The organism is Chryseobacterium indologenes (assembly GCA_016025055.1).
In the GTDB taxonomy this organism is placed as follows: Bacteria; Bacteroidota; Bacteroidia; order Flavobacteriales; family Weeksellaceae; genus Chryseobacterium; species Chryseobacterium indologenes.
Map to the genome: position 1 here is coordinate 4,534,686 of CP065590.1, position 22,302 is coordinate 4,556,987.

The window sequence follows — 22,302 nt, forward strand, 5'->3', positions numbered from 1 at the left end:
TCACCAATTTAATATAATCAGTAAAATACAACCTTTGAAATACAAAAACTTAATTTTTGACTTAGACGGAACGTTATGGGATCCGCGATTGACAATTATTTCAATCTGGAATGACGTGTTACAGAGACACCAGCTTATACAAAAAGACCTGAAACCTGAGGATATGGATCCGTATATGGGATTATTGGCGAAAGATATTGTAAAAGATATGATCACGGGAATCAGCGATGCAGAAGTTCAGGAAATTCTTTCTGAGATCGTTGCTCAGGAAAATAAAATATTACGTGTAAAAGGTGGAACTTTATATAGCGGTGTCGAAAACACGCTAAAGAAATTATCAGAAACGTACAAGCTTTTTATCGTAAGCAATTGCCAGGATGGATATATTGAGTCCTTTTTAGAGCATTACCAATTCAATGAAGTATTTGTAGATTTTGAGTCTCACGGACGGACTCAAAAGAAAAAGGCTGAAAACATCAAACTTATCATGGAGAGAAACCACCTGTTGCCGGAAAATTCCGTCTATATCGGGGATACCCAAACGGATCATGATTCTGCTGCCGCTAATGATCTTCCGTTTATCTTCTGTAGATACGGTTTTGGGAAGCTGGACAATGAAGGATACACCCCTTCAATTTCAAAATTCCCGGACCTGGAAACCTGTATTTAATTAGCTGCCATAATAGTAAACGGCTGCCTCTGCGGGCAGCCTTTTACTTTATCCGATTTAAAAAACTAAAAACTACTAATCAATACAGAAAGAAGGCTGACATTGCGATCCGTCCATGCATACAAGAACACACTGCTCTGTATAACATAAAAGTTCTCCTATTCTACACTGTCTTTCTCCAACACCTCCATTCACTGATTTTAAATCCTCTCTTTTAATTTTTTTTAAATGTTTCATGATAGTTTTATTTTTGATTCGTTATTATTTTTTAAAAATAGTCATTTATCAAACATCAAACACTGGAAACCAATTATTTGACATTCACAAAAAATATTTCAAATCCATCCAGGTATCAATACAAAAAAAGGCCACCATTGAGGCGACCTTTTTACTATTCTTATTAAATATTTGTTTATTTATATTCTTTGGAGCTTCTTCTCGGTTCTTTGGCTTCCGGCCATTTCTCATCTTTTGGCATGGTTCTTTTCTCTCTGTTTGTAAACTCAGGATCTTCGGAAGCCATATATGCAAGGGCAGCGGTTAAAACCACATTATTTTTTACTTCATCAAAAATAATCTTATCATAGGTATCTTTCGTCGTATGCCATGTGTAACCGAAATATCCCCAATTTAAAGAGCCTAAAGAAAATCCGGGTACTCCTGCTGCTACAAATGAGGCATGGTCCGACCCTCCTCCACCAGGCATTCCCGGGAAATCTGTCTTAATGTGTCCTCTCACAGTTTTAGGTACCCCTTCCAGCCATTTTCCGATGTAATCGTATGCTTTTACAAATCCTTGTCCGCTGATATTCACAACACGGCCTGTTCCGTTATCCTGGTTGAAGGCTGCCTGTACTCCTTTGATAATTTGAGGATTATCTGCAACAAAACCTCTGGAACCGTTCAGGCCTTGCTCTTCACTTCCCCAGAGTCCTATCACAATCGTTCTTTTATTGTTCGGATAATATTTTTTCAGAAGTCTCATCGCTTCAAGCATCGTAAGCGTTCCTGTTCCGTTATCAGTGGCGCCCTGTGCTCCGTCCCACGAATCAAGGTGAGCGGAAAGGATAACATATTCATCCGGTTTTTCTTTTCCTTTGATCATACCAATAGTATTAAAACTTTTGGCATCGGGAAGTATTTTTGATTGAGCGTCAATTTTAATCTTAGGCTGAGCTCCTTTTTCTGCCATCCTGTAAAGCATTCCGTAGTCTTCTACATCAATATCAACCATCGGGATTTTTGAGGTTTTTGCTCCAAAGATCCTGTTGGCTCCCATTATTCCGGTCCAGTTTGAAATGGCAATTCCTGCGGCTCCCGCTTTTTCCAGGGCTTCCGGAAGGCTGTTATTATCGTAGCCGATATTTTTTACATATGCTGCAAAATCTTTTGTGGCCTGCTCTTTTTCGGCTTTCAGCTTTTCGTATAATTCCGGAGTTGCAAATTCTTTAATCTGCTCATCAGAACGTCCGACCTTCTGGTATTGTGCCATCAGTACTATTTTTCCCTTTACAGAAGGAAGCCATTTGTCAAATTCCGCCTTTGTAGATACTTTAGGCAGGATAACCACTTCTCCTTCAATGGCTTTTTTAGTAGCCGGGCTCCATGCCAGCTGTGTGGCCGTCAGGGATTTTACTCTTGGATAGACCATGTCTACATGGGTTGTTCCTCTTTGCCATCCTTTCCAGGTTCCGAATTGCTGAAGATTAGCTTCCACACCCCATGAACGAAGCTTCTCTGCACTCCATTCATTGGCAGCCAACATTTCCGGAGTTCCTACAAGACGCGGACCTACCCCATCCAACAGCTCATAAGCCATATTTTCAAGTTGGGAATTGTTATTGATTTCATCCACAAAGCTTTTCACGACAGGATCAAGTTTTTCTGACGGATCTACCTTTACCTGAGCCCATGAAAACTGTGCAGCCAACACTACAGCCGGTACTGCAAAAAATCTATTTATCTTCATAGTATATATTGATTGGTTTAAAGATAACAGAAATTACCGAGATGATAAAGGAATTACATCAAAAAAGCCCTTAAACACTATATTTTAAAGACTTTTAGCTAAAAAAATTAAATTATTTCCTAAAAAAAGCAACACATTAATATTATTTCCTCTAAAATTGCTTTTATTTTGGCCTAAAATCAGGTGATGGCCTGCTGATAAAAGCCTGCTCTTCCACGGAAAGTAAAACCGTATTATTCTTATTCTCACTGACCGAAACATTATCCCAGATATCTTTTGTAAAATCTACTTTAGGGTTCAGTCCTTTTGTATCTGATCTTTTAAAAGTAGTATAGATAAGTTCTCTGCTGATCTTCCGTTCATGCTTCACTCCTTTGTAGTAAGCAACGTATTTATTCCCTTCAAGACTGCTCATGGCAGGAACATACACTCCTCCGTTTTTATAAAAATCAAAAACAAGTATGGCATTTCCCATCTGGTAATCAAATTCTTCACCTTCTCCTGTTCTTCTTTTGACCATAGGATACTGGTCCTGCAAATAATGAATCTCAAAATAGGTGATCACCTTATCAGTTGCATGATACTTCATTTCTCCTGCAAGATCGATTCCCAATCCTGACTAGATTTTAAATGTAATAAATTGTTCATCTCCCTCTTTAAAAAACATCCAGGCGGAAGATTTTGATCCCTTATTTTTTACATGGGCCAGTGTTCGGCTTAATTCAAAATTAAAAAAATAATTTCCCATATATTCGTCGGAAAACCTCTTTATTTTCTGTGTAAAAATACTGTCTGACTTTAGGTTTTTAAAGTATTTGACATTATTCAGCTGCATTTGGAGATTCTTATCAAAAGATTTATTACGATCGTAAAAATTAGTCCTGTTCCATAATTTCGCTTCGGCAATCACTAAAAGATGGAGCTGGTTGTTATCACTTCTTTTTTCTTTATAAAGAACATCATATAGGGAAGGCTCATTATAATACCTCTTTTTATAATTATTATGAACATCCTGAAGTAGTTTTTCGAGGTCTACTTTTACCATTTTTACTTCATCAATATTTTTATATACCCGTTTCAGCTGTACCGGGGAATGAAATTCACGAATTTTCACCTTTTGAAATCCTGAAGCTGAAATTTCGAAGTTGGCCGAACCTGGCTCCACCGCTACATAACCGTCTTCATTGGTATAAACGAGTTGATGTTGCAGAAGAACCCTGGCATTGGAAATCGGTTTGTTATTTTCAGCGTCCACCACTAAAAGTTTTTGTGCCGAAAAGAAGTTCAAAAAAAGAGAAAGAGAAGGTAAGAATGTTTCAGCATATTCTGTGTAATTGATATTTCTAAAATACAAATTATACAGGAGCTTAGCTTTCTGCAATAGAAAATTTAATATTTGAATAAAACAAGAGGTCAGATATTGCTGAATGAAAGACCTTACAGCTATGATACCGCGTTACCCAAGGGTATAAAAAAACCGGCTTCAAAAGCCGGCTAAAGGTGAATTATTTTTTAGCTTCTTCTACAGAAACTTTTCTGAATTCTTTGAACAATTTGCTTAGTTCTAAAGCTGATTTACGAGCTCTTGTACCAGCTGCCTTGTTCCCTTTTTCCGCTTGTTGGTTTGCCTCAGTTGTGAACGCTTCAAATTCTGCGTTGATTTTTTCAATTAGTTCTTTCATTTATTTAAAAATTTAGGCTGCAAATATAGGTTTTATGGTGATTCCAGCCTAATTGTGCTGAAAAAAAATATGATAATTGGTGAAATTTGGTTTACCGTTCCGACATTGAATTTAACTTTTGAAATAAAATCTGAATTTCCCGGGAAATACGATGTTTCACCGGGTTTTTCTCATCAATTAAATTAATATTCTGAAAGGCAGCAGATTAACCGATTACATTTCACCCTAACCCACTGAAAGAAGTGTTTATTTATGAGTGAAAAATTCTTTCACCTTCTTTCCTGCATTTTCCAAAAGAAATAAGTTTTCAGGGGTAATTCTTTCTGCAAAAACAACCCTAAAATGATGACTGTATCTGCTGGTCGGCGAAAATGTATTTCCGGGAGTAAACATGATACTGTTATTTTCACAATAATGATAAAACTTTTTCATATCGGTCTTTTCCGGAAGTTGGCCCCAGATGTTATATCCTCCCTGCGGCCGGTGAAAGTAAGCTTCTTCAGGAAAAAACTTCCTCAGACAGTCTAGAACCACAACGGCCTGATGATTCAGTTTTTTCCGAAAAGACCGCAAATGCCTTTCATAACTGTTTTTTTCTAAAAGACTAAGAATGAGTTCCTGATAAACCGGAGACACCGAACGTCCGAGAATAAATCTGGCTCTTTCAGATTTTGAATAAAAATTACCGGCATACAGCCATCCCAATCGGATCCCCGGTGCCAAAGTTTTTGAAAATGAAGAATACATCATCACAATTCCGCTGGTATCAAAGCTTTTGATACAACTCGGCCTCTTCCCTTCAAAATAAAGATCGGAATACATATCATTTTCTATAATACATACTTCATGTGTTTCCGCTATATTTACTATTTCCTTTTTTGTTTCATCCTTCATCAGGATTCCCGTAGGATTATGAAAATTGGGGGTTACTGCAAGCGCTTTAATATTATGCTCGCTACAAGCCTTCCGGAAATAGTCTGTATCAAAACCTGTCCTGTAATGTACAGGAATTTCAATTACTTTAAGCCCAAGATTGGCAATAACTTCCAGAACGGAAAACACACACGGACTGTCTACCGCAACTACATCCCCTGCTTTTGTCACAGATCTCAGCGCAATAGTGAGTGCCTGCAAAGCTCCGTCTGTAATGATTATTTCATCCGGATTCAGGAGGCATCCATGCATTCTCATTTGTTTTGAAATTTGTTTTCGTAATGCCCCGGATCCGTCGGAAGGATAATATCTCAGAAGTGCGGCCCCTTTCTTACGAATTACCTCCTGCATCGTCCTCAGTATCAATTTTTGTGGAACCAAAAGGTCTCCCGGCATTGTCGTATTAAAAGAAGCCGGTTCGGAAGTTCTTCGGGATGTCAGCAGCATATTTTTCATAAATACCTCATCTCTCACTACTACAGGAAGCATCGTCCTGGTCTCCGGAATATTTTCTTCTTTCCTTTGTGGCACAAAGTAACCTGATCGTAAACGGCTTTCAGCAAGACCTGTGATCATCAGATATTCAAAACCGCTTTGTACAGAGCTTGTACTCAATTGATACCTTTCTTTAATTTCTCTGACGGACGGCAAACGATCCCCTGGCTGTAAAAGACCATTCCTTATCTGTTCTTCAATACTCTTTGTAAAAATTTCGTATTTATATGGTTTCATGATAATGCAGTCATCTGTACCGGGCAAATTTACAAAATAGATTTCTGTACCGATCATATTTTTACCAACTGTACCCTTTATGAATCGATTAATCTTCTAATTTTGGTAAAAAAAATTCATGGATATCATTTCAAAATTTACAGTGGGTTCTGAAGAGGGAATTTCTGATCTTATAACCATTCTTGATTCTTCGGTATATGCTTTACACAAAGACTTTGTTTCAGAAGAAGACATCAAAAAATATAAAAACGGGATAGATCCCAGAAAGATGATCAACGATTTAAATGATCTTTCCAATCAACTTATCATGACATATGCAGATCAGCAACCTGTGGGATACAGCATTATTAAAAGTGGTTCGGTATATCCGGGAATTCAGGAAGGTAAGAGGTCTACAGAAATCAGTTTCGTGATCCTTCCCGGATTCGATTCTCCTGAAACAAGGGATTCTCTGTGGAAAAAATGCAGGTCTGCAGTAAGTTTCACGGATGTACTGTGGATCAATATGCTGTCTCATGATCCTCTTTTGGAATTTTTAAAAGAAATGGGTTTCACTGCTGTATCAGATAGCCAGGCAGGTCCGTTTCAACTGCCGTCACACATCTTAATAATGGATTTGAATAAAGGGTAAAAAAGGGAAATCAATCAAAAGGAATTAAAATACTAAGGCTGGGAGCAGGAAAGGTAATCAGGTTAAAAAACAAACATATTGTGCTAGTCTTTGCAAACTGTTTCATCAAAATTTTTAATCAATAGCAGAAATCTTATACCGGATAGTACTTCCGTCTTCCGCCCCATTTATTTACTATATTCTCCACATTTTGTATCTTTGATTTTTACAATTTCAAAAGTATGAGTGATCAGCTGGAAACCATCGAAGATTATTACAGACGTCTCAGAAAGGATAAGAGTATGGTATTTGATTCAGAGGAATTTGAAACGGGAAAGTCTCATTTCAATATTTCTATGCGCAAATACTGCAGTTTTAAAAGCCCTTACAACCGTCGTGATTATTATAAAATAAGCTTTATCATAGGGAAAGGAACCATACACTATGGAGTTCATCAATTGTACATCGACCGTCCCGCTTTATTTTTTCCTTCTCCCAGCATACCATACTCGTGGGAGTGTGAGAGTGATTTTCAGGAAGGGTATTTTTGTCTTTTTAATCAGGAGTTTTTCAACGGGAATTCGGAATTTAACCTATTTAAGAAAACTTCATTATTTAAAGAATGGAGTAAGCCTGTAGTATTCTTAACGGAAGAACAAACACAGCTGGCCACCCTTTATTTTGACCAGATTTATAAAATGAATAATTCTGCGTATCCGTATCGCTGCAACAGTATCAAAAGCCATCTGGCTTCCGTGCTGCATCTGGCCCTGGAAAACCGGGTTGAAGATGTCAACCCAAGTGAACTGCCAGCTAATGTAAGACTGTACAGATTGTTTGATGAATTACTCAACAAACAGTTCCCGCTGGATTCACCGGCATACCCGCTGGTACTGAGAACACCTGCTGATTTTGCCCGCCATCTGAACGTTCATGTGAATCATCTGAATTCTTCTGTAAAATCGGTAACCAACCTTACTACCACGCAGATTATTAAAGAAAAAATGTTTGAGGAATCTAAAAACCTTTTGAAATATACCAACTGGGATATCGCTGAGATTGGATATACGCTGGGATTTGAGCAACCATCCCATTTTAACAACTTTTTTAAAAAACATGCCCAAACGTCTCCCCTAAAATTTAAAAACTCCTATTAATATTTGAATTTTGTAATTTTTACTTTGTCTTTTAAAACTGAATTCTGTAATTCTTGTGTTATTTTTGCATGGTAAAAAATGATTGACTATGTTGAGAGCAGCGTCTGAAAATCGTATCAGGCTTATTACCATTATGGCTTTTGTGTCTATTCCTCTTTCGGGGTTTGCCACAGATATTTATTTGCCTTCATTTCCGTCGATGGCCAGGGAAATGTCGGTTTCCGAAAAAGATATCCAGATTACTTTAACCACTTACCTGTTAAGTTATGGAATTTCTCAGTTATTTGTAGGCGGAATTCTGGACAGTATCGGCCGTTATCGCCCCAAACTGATAGCATTACTGGTATTGGCAATCAGCAGTATTTTAATTACAATGACCAATAGTATTTTCCTGATTTGTTTACTTCGTATTCTTCAGGGAGCGGCTGTTTCTGTACTTGTAGTGGCAACCCGTGCAATTTTTGTAGATATCTATGATGCTGAACGGGTGAAACATTACCTGAGTTATTTCACTATTGTCTGGTCCTGTGGTCCTATTCTGGCCCCTTTTCTCGGAGGATATCTTGAAAAGCTTTTTAACTGGCATGCCAACTTTTATTTTCTTGCTTTTTATGCAGGATTTATATTCCTTTTTGAATGGTTCTTTAGTGGGGAAAGCCTGCCGGAGAAAAAGAAACTTAACATCGCAGAAAATATCAGCTTATATTCCATGATGCTAAAAAACAAGATTTTCATGTTGGGAATTTTGGTTTTGGGATTAAGTTATTCGATTGTTATGGTATTCAATATCACAGGGCCGTTTATTATTGAAAACACGTTCCATTTTACTCCTGTAGTAATAGGATATTGTACATTGATCTTAGGGTTTTCATGGATGATTGGCGGTTTTATCGGAAAACGGAGACTTTCATTGGATTTCAAACCCAAAATCCTTTACCCGATCCTTCTTCAGTTGATCCTTATTGCAGCGTTGATCATTACAAGCAGTTTTGTAGAAAACCTCTTCATCATGGTTCCTTTTGCTTTTTTTTATTCATATCTGTTCAGGGATTTTATTTACCTCTTTCTTTACCTCAAGTATGTTGTATTTTCCTAAAAATGCAGGTACGGCAGGAGGTTTAATGGGTGGATTGGTGTATGTCATCACTTCTCTTACCAGTTTCATTATCTCCGTTACCGGAAATGTAATACAACAAAAAGACCTGGCGTGGCGCTATTTGATAATTGCTACTATTCTCCTTGGGATTATCCTCATAATGCATAAGACCGTAAAAAAGAAAAAGCAGAGAATTAATCTCTGCTTTTTTATGAAAAATTATTTCCTTCTTTCTTCCATTCGTTGAGTACTCATTTTCTGAACAAAGATCATTCTCCGGAAATGATACTTTCGGACTATATTTAACTAGGCGTCGTCACCTTTTCGATATGCTATTTTTTTAGAATGACGAAGGGGTTGTATTATTCATTTTCACTTCAAACTGTACATCGGCGGTCAGGCTTGTACCATTCAGGTATACCCAATCGGTTCCGGACTTATTATACACCTGAAGATAGTAGGTATTGCCTATTGGCGTTTTATCTTTGAAAGCTACAATATCTCCGTCTTCAATATGGGAAGATGTATTGCCTGCTTTTTTCTTTACAATTTGAATTCTTAAATTCGTAAGTGATTTTCCTCTTTTAGGATAAAGATAATAGCTTCCGCTGTTCATAGATTCCCAATACCAAAAGTTGTTAATGAGTTCGCTGCTTTCTATCCTAACCAATCCTTCTTTTAAATCAAAATAAGAATCTGCCTCTCCTGTATTTACTATATTAAACCAAGTTTTTGCATCGGGTTGCACCGCAGAAACTGTCAGCCAATCATCAGATTTTGAAAGGTTCATATTCACATATTTTCCTGTAGCTACAGATTTCAGTGAAACGCGATCATACTTTCTGAATTTTAAACTTTGTACAGGCGTCGTCTGATCGGAATATATATTACCTTCTACAGGATAATGATCGGAATAATCGGTCCAGTAATATTTGTCCCCCATCATGTTTGTATAGGTCATTAATGTTGATGAAACAGGATCAAATGCTATATTTTGCCAACTGTACGGCACAAGATGATTATTGGAAACAAAGATATAATCGAGATATTCCCGTTGATTTTCCGGATACGGATAATGATAAGATGCCATGGTGTTGGTCTTTGTATCCCAGGTTGAAGATAATCCTTTATAAACCGGGGCATTAACATTAAGGGTTTGTAACATTTTAGGATATTCCGGGCTGTCTTTTATAATGTTAAAATCTCCACCGTAAACAACCATTTCATCAACCGGAATCTTGAGACCGTCAATATAAGATTTTATAATGCCTAACTGCTGTTCACGGATTGTTACCTCTTTTCCTTTACAGGAAGGTTGTGTAGACTGTGTATGTACAGATATAAAATGGATACGCTTCCCGTCTTTAAGTATTCTGGCATAGGCAAAACCTTTTAAAGAGTAGGCATCAAAATCACATCCTGCCGGAAATATATACTGATCCATTCTTTCGATGGGATATTTACTGGCTATCATAACTCCCCCATTTTCAAAACCTCCTGAAGCAGCCTCGCGCCAGTCTCCATAGGTATTGTTCCAGCCATTTTTCGTTTGTCCTACGACGGGGGTCTGATAAGGAAATACGGGAAGAAGCTTTTGCCGTAATTTACCTGCTGCCGCATTGTCAAAGCATTCCTGGAGCAAAAGGACATCATAATTCTTTAAGAAGAGAGCTTCTCCTAGTTTTTCAGCACGGGCCTGCTGAGACCATTGGGTAGTTGATGCAACATTGATATCCCTGAGTAAAAAGGTATTATATGCCAATACTTTTATATTAGGAGAGGTTTCTCTTCCCGCCATCTTTGAAGTTGATGTCGCCGTTTCATCAGTTAATTCCTGATCTGACCCGCATGACAGAAGACTCATAAGGCAAAGTACGGAAAGGAATCTTGAGACCATTTGGTACATGTAATTCATAAGTGCTTTTTAATTTGAAAACTTTCACTAAACTATGGATTAAAACCACCCTAAAAATGAACAATATATTATCTGTTCTTTAAGTTTAATGTACCGTCTGTCTTCAGAAAAAAATCAGCTGAGACTTATGATGATGCGGTAAGACTTTCTTTTTTATATCTTCCAAACGTTTTTTAATGAAATCAGCAGGGCGCATTCCATTTATTTCCTGGAAAATATTAGAAAAATTTGTTCTTGAAGCAATGCCGCATTCTGTGGCTAATGTTTCTATTTTAAAATGTAAGTATTTTTTATCCTCATACAATTTCTTGGTGATATAATGAATGCGGAGTTCTCCGAGGTATCTTTTAAAGTTGGTGCCTTTAGTTTCATTAATAACCTGAGATAAATAGCTCGAATTGGTGTCAAATCTTGTTGCCAGCTTGCTGAGACTAAGACCATTCTCCGTGAATTCAATATTATCTTCAAATTTTTTCAGTTTTAAAATTATATCATTAACGATATTTCTGTCTAAGTCTAATTTATATCCTTCCCTTTCATTTGCAGCAGCAACAGTTTCCTGTTTAGTTTCTTCCAGAAGTTTCTGCTCCAGTATTTTATATTTGTCCTTATTTTCTTTTTCTTTTATATACTTAATAACCAGAACCATTATCAACATCAGAACTATTATTCCCAAACATATCATTACCCAGCTACTTAAAGACGAGTTTTTTTCCAGTTTAGATTTCTCTTCCAACAGGGTTTTTGTATCATATTCTTTGTATATTTTAGATGAGAGATACGCAAAGTCCTTTGAAATGATACGGTCAGCTTTTAGAAGCTGTTTTGTAAAATAAAGCTCTCTTTCTACATTTCCTTCCTTTTTATAATGGGTAATGAGCAACTCATAATTTTCTCTCAATTCCGGAAGTATAAAGTCTTTTTTCGTAAATATGGAATCTGCTTTCTGAAGGTATCCGATTCCCTTTTTCGTATTATTACCAGCTACATATGATTTTCCGATATAAAAATAACTGATCGCCAGCCAGGCAAAGTCATCAGATTCCAATAGCCGGGGCACAGACTTTTCGAGTGAAGAAACTGCCTGGAGGTATTTATTTTCCCGAAATTCTTTAATTCCTTTTTCTTTACAGAAATAGGCATATTCTGTCTGGAATCCCCTGTCTTTGAATGTACCTGTCATCCCTAAGGTCAGTAATGAATCTGCTGTTTTATGCTGTCCCAGGTTTCTGAAACAGACAATCATTTGATGAAGGCTGTTATAATAGCCTTTTTTGTTATTGTAAAGAGTGTTTGGATGGAGTTTTCGTTTTTTTAACACCGATTCATAGTAAAATAGTATTTTTTTAAAATGTACCAATGCTTCATCGTAGTACCCTATGTAGCTCTTAACAACACCGATGTGATAAATAATCTTATTCTTTTCATATTCATCATCAATGGTTTTGGAGTATTCATATGCTTTCAGATATTCGTCAAGTGCCAGCTGATATTTTTTCAGATTAAAATAATAAACAATTCCTTTGCCTGCATAGGCATTACTGATCAAGGTGGCATCTTTTGACAGATGTGCAGCCCAGATCGTGCTGTCGGCATATCTCAGCTTATCATTTGTATCAGCTGAAGAGAAAACCCCATCTTTATATCCCAATACCAGCTTGGAATATTTTTTTTCTCTTTTTGCTTTCTTTATATACTCATTGAGATAGGGAAAAGCCCGGGCATCATTTTCCTTAAAGTCAAAATATTTTTCTCTCAGCAGATAATAGTCGTCGACAATACCCTGGGCTTGAAAATCGGTATAGAAAAAAAGAAGTACTAAAAAGAGAAAAAAGCAACGCTGTATACTTTTCATCAAATCATTTTTTAATTTTAAAAATATAAAAATCCGACGAAATATAAACCCGGAATCCACTATCCGACCTCTTTAAAAACAACGGACCGCAAGTCACTATAAATAAGTATATACTCTGCCATACATTGGTAGTTCTCATGTCTCACGAATTTATTTTTCCGGCTTACAGATTGGCTTAAAATAGTCAACTGTACAAAGCTTTATATTGTAATGTTTTCATACTCTCTGAAATTTTCAATTTGTTTAATATAATCTGAAGGAGTCATTTGAACCCGATCTTTAAATGCCTTGATGAAAGTTGTCGAACTTTTATACCCGATCTCTTCAGCGATGGTCTGAATTGTATATTTACAAAATCTAGAATTTTCGTGAAGCTGCCTGAGTACATAATCTATTCTCAGGTTGTTGGTATACTCTGAAAAAGTAACTCCTTTATGCTGATTAATGATTTGTGACAAGTAAGCCGTATTGGTATTGAGCTGCTTGGCCACATGGGAAAGTTTGAAATTATTTGATAAGAACTTTTCTGAAGATTCTAATGTGTCAAGCTTTCTGAGAATGCGGTTGACCAGTTCATTATCAATGACAATATGATCTGTTTTTTCATTCTTTTCCGGGGCTTCAAAATTATAGATAATATTGATTTTCTGCGGTAACACCAGCGTTGCTGCCTTTTTCTTTTTATAATATCGGTAACCCAGCATAAAAGTAACTGAACCTGAACTGAATAAAATCAGGGCAATAAGCAACAAAGAGTTCTTCCGGTTTTCTTTAACCGTCTCTTCTGAAAGTTTTTTAATTCCCTGCTGCTCATAGCCACCCGTAAAATTCTTGCTATCGTCATCCCATTGCTTCTTTTTAGCTATTTCAGACAAACTCATTTTTGCAAATTCGTACGCTTTTTGGCTGTTGTTCAAATTTTCATAATTGATACTGAGCAAATAGTATATTTTCAATTTGCCTTCATGAGTATATTCAACTCCTGTATGGGCTTTAGCCAAACGATCAATATAAAAAAAGCAGAATCCGGCTGATTAATAAATGTAAAAGCTTCTGCCTTGCGCAGCCAAACGAATTCCCTTGAAAAGCTTTTCTGCATAAATTCAGAATCCTTTTGGCACAGATCAAAAAGTGTTATCGCTTTTGAATATTCTTTCTTCTGCATTGCAATTTCAGCCATTCTGCTCAGTTGTAAGGTTTTTGAAAACGATGAAAAATATGAGGAACTCTGTAGTAAAATATTTGCATTTTCATCATTTAATTTAAGATGTACGAAATCCCATTGATCCTTTTTGGGAGGTTCATCCATTTTCCCTGATTTTTTAAGATTAAAATTATTTTGCGAATAAACAGTAATGCAATAAAAAATTAGGAAGGTCAGTGTTTTTTTTGCAGGTATCATAGTTTTTTTATCGAAATGTGGCGAACTGCCTACCACAAAACTACTTATTATAATTCAAAAAAAAAAGGGAGTAATCCAATATACTAAAATCGTTTTTTACTGATAACGAAAGTTTTTAGACCTTGTACCTAAAGAATATTGAGAATAAAAAAAAAGACAACAAGCAGGCACATAAACCACACAATAACAGTATTTTAAATAGAATTATTTTACACAAAACCGGTTTTTAAATTTATAAATATGAGTATTAATTTCTTTCAAATCTGTAAAAACCCGGGTACCTTTTAATCAAGATTAACATGTACTTATTTAAAAATTAGCACCTATCGATTTATAAAATTATAGTTTCTAAAATAATTTTGATCTCTATCATTGAAAAAGAAAAACAGATTCCATATTAAAATCCACTGATTTAAAAAGGGAACAACATAACCTGTAATTTCCGCTTACAAAACGCAGTAGTTCAATACAGGATATCATGTAAGTGAAGGAATAAGATATTCCAATGCCATTGAGCTGATATCTCATGGTATTGACAACCTTGTTATAACGTGCGTCCCATATTTTTTTTAAGATAAAATACTGTTCATTAATAATATAAGCCCAATTAGTTGGAATTAAAACTAATTTTACGTACATTTGGTAGGAAGCTTCAATCTGGAAACTCAGATTTCACCTTTATTTTTAAAAATATGTCTGAAAACCTAAATAAAAGATCTGAACTGGCCTTAGAACTAGGATGGGCAATGACAGAAATGAAAAGCCGTTTACGGCAAAAAATACAGGCGTGCGTGAATGAGTATGAGCAGGATATTTCTGTTGAATTGGTTGAAATTCTCGGACTTTTAACCAGAAATAATGGGATTAATCAACAGGAAATAGCTCATAAAGTAAGCAAAGACAAATCAAGCATCACCTATCTGATCAATAGTCTTGTAAAAAAAGATTTGGTAGAACGCGTGGCGTATAAAAGCGACAGGAGAAATAAACAGATTTTTCTGACTCCAAAAGGGAAAAAGCTCGTAGAAAAAGTCTATCCATGGGCTTTGGAACTCTATGAAAAAGCTGCCGTTGGCCTCGATGAAGACGAGATCAACACGGCTCTTCTTTTAGTAAAAAAAATGACTGCAAACCTCCAATAACAGGGTTTTAAATATATATCCTATGAGAACAATTCTTGTACCTATCGACTTTACCTCCACTACAGAAAATGCTGTAAAAGTTGCTGCAGAATGGGCAAAACATTATGAGTACCAAAACATTATCCTTCTAAAAACTGCCGGAGAATCTGAGTTTGATTATCTGCATATTGCTGAAGGACATTCATTTGTCAATGAAGAAAATGTCAACAATCTCCTGAAAAGGACAGAATTATTATTTGACCAGTTAACGAAGATTATTACAGATATTTCAAAGGAAGTAAAGGTTTCAAGATTATTAAGTGACTGGGCACTGACCAGAAGTATCAACGAGGTTTTGAAGGACCAGCCCTCGATCGATATGATTATTTTGGGAAGCGATGACGCTACTTCTTCCAATGAAAGTTTTGTTTCGGATAATATTATTAGCATTGCACGAACAAGCGCCGTGAAAACGCTCATTGTTCCGGCAAGCTATCAATACAATACTATTAAAAACATCGTCATTCCATGCGATATCAATGGGATTAAAAAGCTGGAAAGACTCTTCCATCACAAATCGGTTATACAAAAACAGGATCTTCGCCTGTCTTTCTTAAATATCAATACCAAAGAGGGAACCGATATTAATCCTGACAAAAAGAAAGAACTTGAAGATTATATCCGCAACTATTTAACCGATATTCCCGGCAATATCTATTATTCTTATGACGATAATGTGATCAAAGGAATCCTGACTTTTGCTTCCGCCAATGATGCAGATCTTATTATTGCATTACCGGGCAGGCATAGCTTCCTGTATTATATGGCCAGCAGAAGCATTTCCGAAGGGATTTATCAAAATAGCAACCTTCCTGTTCTGATTTTAAAATAAATTAGGACGGATGCAAGGCATCAAAACGGGAACAATCATATGCTAATAATAGATTTTGGTACTATCCAGCTTAACGAGTTTTTGCTCCTCCATTTTCTTGACATATCGGATGACTGTTTCCACCCGGAGGCCGGTTAAGGTAGCAATTTGCTGTCTTGTGTAGGGGATCAGAAAAGAATAGGTCTCTTCAAAACCGAAATAATTTTTAAGATGATCAAATAACTTCTTAAGTTTTACGGTAGGATCAGAAATAGCTAAAAAACTGGAAATCATATACCTGAAGTGCAACCTGTCTGCTGTATAATTACTCAGTTTGAGCAGCAGAGAGGGCTTTTCCAGCAGAACGGGCAAAAATTTACTTTTGGGAAGCTTAATAATTTTGCAATCTGAAACGGCAATAGCATTGACCGCATAGTTATGTTCTGTAAACAAATAGCTTTCCCCAATACAGTGGCCGTCAAAGGGAAGTCCATGAACAAATTCTTTTCCTTCCTCCGTAAAGGTATTCAGCTTTACGGTGCCACCTTTAATCTGAAAATAAAATTTAGCAGAAGTTCCTTCCTGAAAAATATAATCTGCTGCATTATATTCTGTTATTTGAGCTCCGTGAGAAAATAACAGATCTTCACATATAACCATCTTGTCATTAATTTTTAGTAAAAATACTTAAAGAATAAGCTACAATGCAACTTATTGAATACCACATTCAAAAATATAATTAAAATATATCAATCATAAAATATTATTTTTTCATATTTTTCATTTTATACATTCAAAAACCTGTACAAAGAATTCAGATTCCTGAAAACTCTTTACATTTTGCAGAAATACAGTCTTTATCCGGACTTTTAATGAAATGCGGTTATTCTTTTTATTTTAAACTTCCTACTTATCCCTTTTATTGCTTCTTTAAAAAAGTATATTCAAACATCCATACTATAAACTATTACAAATTACTTTCCTCAACATATGTAAACGTTTTCTTTATTTTTATATTGAATCTTTGCTTAAAAATATCATGGAAAATAATACAACTCCACAGTTCATCAACCCTAAAGAATTGTTTAACCCCGGACCGTACGGATTCTCACACAGTATTGCTGTGCAATCTCCTTTTCAAATGTGCTTTATATCCGGACAAAGTGGTGGTCTCGGAGAGCACCATCTACTGGCGACTGATTTTCAAACCCAGGTTCAGCATGCTTTGGAAAATGTAAAAATTGTATTGCAAAACCATTCTATGACATTCGATCATATTGTTAAAATTACCCTTTTGATTGTTGGTCACAACCAGGAAAAACTCCGGATATGGGCTGAAGAAGCTTCAAAAGTATGGAGTTCTGCTTCTCTGCCAACCAGCACTCTGATTCCGGTAAGTCAGCTGGCATTACCTGATATGTTATTTGAGATCGATGCGATTGCTGTGAAAGTGAAATAAAGTAATTCTGCAGAGATGTATTTACAACCACAAGGATAACCATATGGTTTATATTTTTAAATAGGTTACTTGCTACAATATTTTCAGTTGAGCTATAGACGGGAAAGTGTTATTATTTTTCCGTCTTGTCCTGTTCGGATATCAGGTTTTCATATGTTTGATCTATCAGAAAAGAGATCGCTTTTTTAACGTGATCCCGTCCTTCAGGGCTGTTCATGTCTATCCCGCAGAAAACACTTCCATTTAACGAAGAATACATATTGAGATAATAAAGTCCTGCAACAATGATAGCTAAGATTGAGCGATAAACTCCCATTTTTTCTTTAAAGTGCGGGGTCATCATAAGGTCAAAGATATATTCTCCGTTTTCTTCCTGTTCATCAATCATTTTTTTCAATGATTTTCGGGGTTCCGATACACTCCACAATAATAATTTTTGTGCTTCCTTATTATTGTACACATAATCAAATTGTGAAATTAGCATCGCTTCAATAAATGATCTTCCCCCATCCTCAAGATTCGGTTGTATTTTTTCAACTTCTTTACTTGTTACTTTCACCCAATAATCCTGAGTACGAAGATATTCATCGATCAATCCGTCCATCCCGCCAAAATAGGTATAGATCATCTTTTTGTCTACCCCGGCAATAGCAGCAATATCATTGATCTTTAGTGCTGCAAATCCCTTCGTAGTCAAAATTTTTCCAACTGCGTCCAAAAACTTCTGTTTACTTCGTTCTTTATTTCGGATGCTACCCGCTGCTGATTTTCTTTCCATGATGAACATTCAAAATACAAGTTTAAGGAATTTTTTTCATTTTTGAACACCAACAAGTGTCTTATTTCATATATTTGCAATAAATAAATCATTATTTCTGCAGAAAAAACATTCCAATATGCGAAATTCATAATGATTTTAAGCAATAATTTCAACCTATTTAAGCTCAAAAATCCTTTAATATGAAAATTATTGATCTGAATAACAATAACTTACAATAAATTCAAAACTTTTTTCATTTTTTTAGACACTTTCAAGTGTCTTATTTGTATATTTGTCGAAACTAATACCATCCATATATAACAAAAACACTATTCAGGTTGAAAATTAAAAAATTTCGATCACCTTCCTTGATTAGAATAATTAGTTTCGAAATTAGATAATTAAGGTAAAAAAAACTACTGTAAACAGCAACATTAATTTTAATGATGCTGTTTTTTAATGTAGGAGTCACCCAATATGCTGACAGCGAAAGGATTACACAGTTCATATTCTTAGAAAAAAAATACACTGTAAATCAACACATTACTCAATATTAACAAAATTTTATCAATTTTACACACTACACGGTGTCTTATTTCATATATTTGCATAAACTAAAACCAACTACATACATAAAAACACACTTCAGGTTGTAAAAAATTAGTGCAATTGTATTGATGTTCCCTCAACTTAAGACAATTTCGAAAAACAACTAAGGTAAAAACACGACACAAATAACCCCATTAGAAGGTAATGGGGTTGTTTTTTTTATCTGTGAAAAGATAGACTCGATTCATCTACTCCTTCTTCTTCTTCTCCTTATCCTCCAATTTATCATACGAATGGTCTAACATGAAAGATATTGCTTCTTTGATCTGATCACGACCTTCAGGTTTATTAACGTCTATACCGCAAAAAAGACTGCCATTCACCGAAGAAAACATGTTCAGATAATAAAGCCCCGAAACCATTATAGCCATTATAGAGCGAAAAACATTTTCATTTTCTTTAAAATGAGAATCAGCAAATCGCTTAAAAATGTATTCTCCGTTCTCTTCCTGCAGATCAGTTAGTTTCCTCAGTTCTTTCCGGGGTTCAGATAAACGCCATAACAAGAGTTTTTGAGCTTCTTTATTTTTGTACACGTACTCAAATTGTGACAGAAACATTTCTTTGGCAAAAGCTTTGCCCGCATCGTCTATTATTGGGTTTATCTTTTCGACTTCTTCAGCAGTCATTTTACTCCAGAAATCCTGAGAACGGATATATTCGTCCATCAGCCCATCCATACCGCCAAAATAAGTATAGATCATTTTTTTATCTACACCGGCTGTAGCCGCAATATCATTTATTTTTAATGCCGTATAACCCTTTGTTTTCAGAATTTTTCCAACTGCATCTAAAAACTTTTTTTTACTGCGTTCTTTGTTTCTAACACTACCTGCTGCTGATTTTCTTTCCATTGTAAAAATTCAATATACAAGTTTAAGAAAATTTTTAAACATTTTGCACACTACTTAGTGTCTTATTTTGTATATTTGCATCAACTAACAACCTTTTCATACATTAAACATGACACTCAACAGCAGCATTAGACCTCTAGTGATGCTGTTTTTGTTTTATGCAAACAACGTATTCATAGCACTTACATAAGATTACGCCTGTTTTATTGCTCTTTATTCAGGTTGTAAAAGGATTTCTTTTATTCCATAGAAAAATTCTATGCATTAGTCTGATTTTTGTAAATTTTCATAGGTCTGATTTAATAAAAAGGATAATGCCTTTTTTATTTTATTACGTCCTTCAGGAGTATCAACATCGATTCCGCAAAAAATGCTGCCGTTCATCGCAGCGTATAAATTCAGATAGTACAATCCGGAAACCATTATGGCCATTATCGAGCGGATGTCATCAGAATGTTTCCCGAAATCAGAGCCATTCATAATTTTAAAAACATATTCCCCGTTTTCTTCCTGGATATCAGTCATTTTCTTCAAGGATTTCCGTGGCTCGGATAAACGCCACAGCAAAAGCTTTTGGGCTTCTATATTCTGATAGAGATAATCAAACTGATTGTGCAGCATATCATGCATAAATGATTTTCCTCCGTCATCTGTTCTCGGTTGCATTTTTCCGATTTCCTCGGCAGTCACCTTACTCCAGTAATCCTGAGAACGCACATATTCGTCCAGCAAATCATCTAATCCGCCAAAATATTTATAGATCATTTTTTTATCTACTCCGGCGGTAGCTGCGATGTGGTTTATCTTTAATCCTGTATATCCCTTCGTTTTTAAGATCTTTCCGACTGCATCCAAAAATTTCTTTTTGCTGCGCTCTCTGTTGCGAATACTGCCTCCTGCTGATTTTCTTTCCATGGTGAAATCGTTCAAGATACAAGTTTAAGAAAAATTTCAATATTTTACACACTTCGTAGTGTCTTATTTTATATATTTGTACAAACTAAAACCAACTCTATAGAAAAAAACACGATTTTACGTTGAAAGTAAAATTTTCGATTGCGTAATGTTCCCTTTAATACAGTTAGTTCGGACATTAAGTGATTAAGGTAAAAACACTCATTGTGACAGCATCATTAGATTTCTAGTGATGCTGTTTTATTATAATGAAAAATGAAAATAAAGGATCAGGTGCAAAAGTTTGGTTCATCTGAAGAGAAAAAACGTCCTGTCTTTTATACCTCCAAGTTGTATCCTAAGTTTTACAAAACGTAAAGACAGGATGCGATTCTTATTGAGGAGGGAGCTAAGAAGCGACAAAGTCGCTGATGAAACTTTATGGATATGCGTACGCTTAGAAAAAATCAATGAAGTTGATTCCATCCTTTGCTTACCTAGAATAATTTGCAAGAATAGTGAAAACTTTGCGTTACACAACCACCCCAGTTTTTGAGATTGATCCGTGAAAAGGATTATCAGAACCAAAGTTACTACCAGTTCATGTATTTACGGAAACCCGTAATCAACTTTAGATTACAGATACTATTTTTGATTTGAAATAATTCATTAATCATTAAAAACAATTAGTATGAGTGACGATTTAAACAAAAAAAGACCACAGGATGCCTCTAAAATAAATATTCATGAGGTGTGGGAAGTCCAATACTGGACCAGAACATTAGGAGTTACCGAAGAGCAATTGAAAAGGGCTGTTCAAGCTGTTGGAACATCAGTCGCAGATGTTAGAAGATATCTCGGTAAATAGTCAGAAAAAATGGCCTACAAAAAAAAGCTGCCTCATTATTGAAGCAGCCTTTTCTGTTTTGTGATAAACAGGCATTTTTTAATTAATGCATCGTATCAGATTTTATTTTGATTCGCCTCTCGCTTTTTCATCAGTAAAAAACTGAAATTTATCTTTTTTCTCAATAAGTTGCATCGGATATACTGCAGGATTATATTCCCCGTTCAAGATTTCATTCAAGGCATGTTTCTTAGATTCACCAAATGCCACTGCCAGAATATTTTCTGCTTTATTGATCAATGGTGCGGTTAAAGTAATTCTGAACATTTCCTGGGGCTTCAGATAATAAGCTGCTACCCATTTTTCTTTCTCCTGTAAAACTTCTTCACCGGGAAATAAGGATGCTGTATGGCCGTCATCCCCCATTCCTAAAAGGATAAAATCAAATATTCCTTCCTCACCAAGAACTTTTCTTATCTGTTTTTCATATACTTTAGCATAATCTTCGGGAAGAATACCATCCTGATACATGGGGAAAATATGATCTTTATCTGCAGGAACGTGCTTAAGCAGCGCTTCATCCGTCATACGGAAATTGCTTTTATCATCATGTAAAGGCACCCATCGCTCATCAACCCAAAAAAAGTAAACCTTATTCCATTCAATTTGCTTTGCGTATTCTTCTGTAGCCAGCAATTTAAAAATAGCCTTGGGAGAAGAACCTCCGCTTAAAGCTACAGCAAATCGGTTATGTTTCTGAATAGATTGTTTTGAAAGATTTACAAAGGTATCAGCTGCTTTTTTATACAGTGTATCCAAATCATCAAATACTGTAATATTCATTTTCTGTCTGTTTAGTTTTTATT

Annotated in this window: 21 protein-coding genes and 1 pseudogene; 8 read left to right on the plus strand and 14 right to left on the minus strand. The window is 35.7% G+C overall.

Annotation, left to right across the window (positions count from 1 at the left end):
• Positions 1 to 34 precede the first annotated feature (34 nt).
• Entirely contained in the window at positions 35 to 670 is a 636-nt protein-coding gene (locus H3Z85_20965; GenBank protein QPQ51672.1) for an HAD family hydrolase, read from the plus strand.
• 412 nt (positions 671 to 1,082) lie between these two features.
• On the opposite strand, the gene H3Z85_20970 is transcribed toward H3Z85_20965, so the two are convergent.
• From H3Z85_20970 to H3Z85_20990, 5 genes are all read right to left on the minus strand, one after another.
• Entirely contained in the window at positions 1,083 to 2,639 is a 1,557-nt protein-coding gene (locus H3Z85_20970; protein QPQ51673.1) for a M20/M25/M40 family metallo-hydrolase, read from the minus strand.
• A gap of 163 nt (positions 2,640 to 2,802) precedes the next feature.
• Positions 2,803 to 3,252 (minus strand): hypothetical protein, encoded by a 450-nt coding sequence (locus H3Z85_20975; GenBank protein ID QPQ51674.1) that lies wholly within the window; start codon positions 3,250 to 3,252, stop codon positions 2,803 to 2,805.
• A 6-nt stretch (positions 3,253 to 3,258) separates the two neighbouring features.
• Complete coding sequence (locus H3Z85_20980; protein QPQ51675.1) at positions 3,259 to 4,020, minus strand: carboxypeptidase regulatory-like domain-containing protein; 762 nt, start codon at positions 4,018 to 4,020, stop codon at positions 3,259 to 3,261.
• Positions 4,021 to 4,144: 124 nt separating this feature from the next.
• Positions 4,145 to 4,321, minus strand: coding sequence for a histone H1 (locus H3Z85_20985; GenBank protein QPQ51676.1), 177 nt, complete (start codon positions 4,319 to 4,321; stop codon positions 4,145 to 4,147).
• A 246-nt stretch (positions 4,322 to 4,567) separates the two neighbouring features.
• On the minus strand, positions 4,568 to 5,986 hold the full coding sequence (locus H3Z85_20990) for a PLP-dependent aminotransferase family protein (protein QPQ53967.1): 1,419 nt from the start codon (positions 5,984 to 5,986) through the stop codon (positions 4,568 to 4,570).
• Positions 5,987 to 6,104: 118 nt separating this feature from the next.
• Here H3Z85_20990 and H3Z85_20995 point away from each other — a divergent pair, with 118 nt between their 5' ends.
• The 3 genes and pseudogenes from H3Z85_20995 (at position 6,105) to H3Z85_21005 (ending at position 9,096) form a co-directional block, all read left to right on the plus strand.
• On the plus strand, positions 6,105 to 6,617 hold the full coding sequence (locus H3Z85_20995; GenBank protein QPQ51677.1) for a hypothetical protein: 513 nt from the start codon (positions 6,105 to 6,107) through the stop codon (positions 6,615 to 6,617).
• Positions 6,618 to 6,838: 221 nt separating this feature from the next.
• Positions 6,839 to 7,753 (plus strand): helix-turn-helix transcriptional regulator, encoded by a 915-nt coding sequence (locus tag H3Z85_21000; GenBank protein ID QPQ51678.1) that lies wholly within the window; start codon positions 6,839 to 6,841, stop codon positions 7,751 to 7,753.
• Positions 7,754 to 7,841: 88 nt separating this feature from the next.
• Positions 7,842 to 9,096, plus strand: a pseudogene (locus tag H3Z85_21005) (Bcr/CflA family efflux MFS transporter).
• A gap of 93 nt (positions 9,097 to 9,189) precedes the next feature.
• On the opposite strand, the gene sph reads toward H3Z85_21005, so the two are convergent.
• The 4 genes from sph to H3Z85_21025 form a co-directional block, all read right to left on the minus strand.
• A complete protein-coding gene (gene sph, locus H3Z85_21010) occupies positions 9,190 to 10,764 on the minus strand; it encodes a sphingomyelin phosphodiesterase (GenBank protein ID QPQ51679.1) in 1,575 nt (524 codons plus the stop codon).
• Positions 10,765 to 10,867: 103 nt separating this feature from the next.
• On the minus strand, positions 10,868 to 12,619 hold the full coding sequence (locus tag H3Z85_21015) for a helix-turn-helix domain-containing protein (GenBank protein ID QPQ51680.1): 1,752 nt from the start codon (positions 12,617 to 12,619) through the stop codon (positions 10,868 to 10,870).
• 200 nt (positions 12,620 to 12,819) lie between these two features.
• Positions 12,820 to 13,536 (minus strand): helix-turn-helix transcriptional regulator, encoded by a 717-nt coding sequence (locus H3Z85_21020; GenBank protein ID QPQ51681.1) that lies wholly within the window; start codon positions 13,534 to 13,536, stop codon positions 12,820 to 12,822.
• 35 nt (positions 13,537 to 13,571) lie between these two features.
• Positions 13,572 to 13,928 (minus strand): hypothetical protein, encoded by a 357-nt coding sequence (locus tag H3Z85_21025; protein ID QPQ51682.1) that lies wholly within the window; start codon positions 13,926 to 13,928, stop codon positions 13,572 to 13,574.
• Positions 13,929 to 14,713: 785 nt separating this feature from the next.
• Between H3Z85_21025 and H3Z85_21030 the strand changes: the two genes are divergently transcribed.
• Together H3Z85_21030 and H3Z85_21035 are read left to right on the plus strand one after the other, a co-directional pair.
• Positions 14,714 to 15,163, plus strand: a complete 450-nt coding sequence (locus H3Z85_21030; GenBank protein QPQ51683.1) for a MarR family transcriptional regulator — start codon at positions 14,714 to 14,716, stop codon at positions 15,161 to 15,163.
• 22 nt (positions 15,164 to 15,185) lie between these two features.
• The gene (locus H3Z85_21035; GenBank protein QPQ51684.1) at positions 15,186 to 16,034 is read left to right on the plus strand and encodes a universal stress protein; all 849 of its coding nucleotides are present in this window, start codon (positions 15,186 to 15,188) and stop codon (positions 16,032 to 16,034) included.
• A gap of 42 nt (positions 16,035 to 16,076) precedes the next feature.
• Here the strand turns inward: H3Z85_21035 and H3Z85_21040 are convergent, their stop codons facing one another.
• Entirely contained in the window at positions 16,077 to 16,673 is a 597-nt protein-coding gene (locus H3Z85_21040) for a Crp/Fnr family transcriptional regulator (protein ID QPQ51685.1), read from the minus strand.
• Positions 16,674 to 17,052: 379 nt separating this feature from the next.
• Here H3Z85_21040 and H3Z85_21045 point away from each other — a divergent pair, with 379 nt between their 5' ends.
• A complete protein-coding gene (locus tag H3Z85_21045; protein ID QPQ51686.1) occupies positions 17,053 to 17,472 on the plus strand; it encodes a RidA family protein in 420 nt (139 codons plus the stop codon).
• Between the two features lie 112 nt (positions 17,473 to 17,584).
• Here H3Z85_21045 and H3Z85_21050 read toward each other — a convergent pair whose 3' ends face one another.
• The 3 genes from H3Z85_21050 to H3Z85_21060 form a co-directional block, all read right to left on the minus strand.
• Positions 17,585 to 18,250, minus strand: coding sequence for a TetR/AcrR family transcriptional regulator (locus H3Z85_21050; protein ID QPQ51687.1), 666 nt, complete (start codon positions 18,248 to 18,250; stop codon positions 17,585 to 17,587).
• 779 nt (positions 18,251 to 19,029) lie between these two features.
• Positions 19,030 to 19,695 (minus strand): TetR/AcrR family transcriptional regulator, encoded by a 666-nt coding sequence (locus H3Z85_21055; GenBank protein QPQ51688.1) that lies wholly within the window; start codon positions 19,693 to 19,695, stop codon positions 19,030 to 19,032.
• 264 nt (positions 19,696 to 19,959) lie between these two features.
• A complete protein-coding gene (locus H3Z85_21060) occupies positions 19,960 to 20,610 on the minus strand; it encodes a TetR/AcrR family transcriptional regulator (protein QPQ53968.1) in 651 nt (216 codons plus the stop codon).
• 670 nt (positions 20,611 to 21,280) lie between these two features.
• On the opposite strand from H3Z85_21060, the gene H3Z85_21065 reads away from it, so the two are divergent.
• A complete protein-coding gene (locus H3Z85_21065; protein ID QPQ51689.1) occupies positions 21,281 to 21,457 on the plus strand; it encodes a DUF3606 domain-containing protein in 177 nt (58 codons plus the stop codon).
• Between the two features lie 102 nt (positions 21,458 to 21,559).
• Here H3Z85_21065 and pgl read toward each other — a convergent pair whose 3' ends face one another.
• Entirely contained in the window at positions 21,560 to 22,279 is a 720-nt protein-coding gene (gene pgl / locus H3Z85_21070) for a 6-phosphogluconolactonase (GenBank protein ID QPQ51690.1), read from the minus strand.
• Between the last annotated feature and the right edge of the window lie 23 nt (positions 22,280 to 22,302).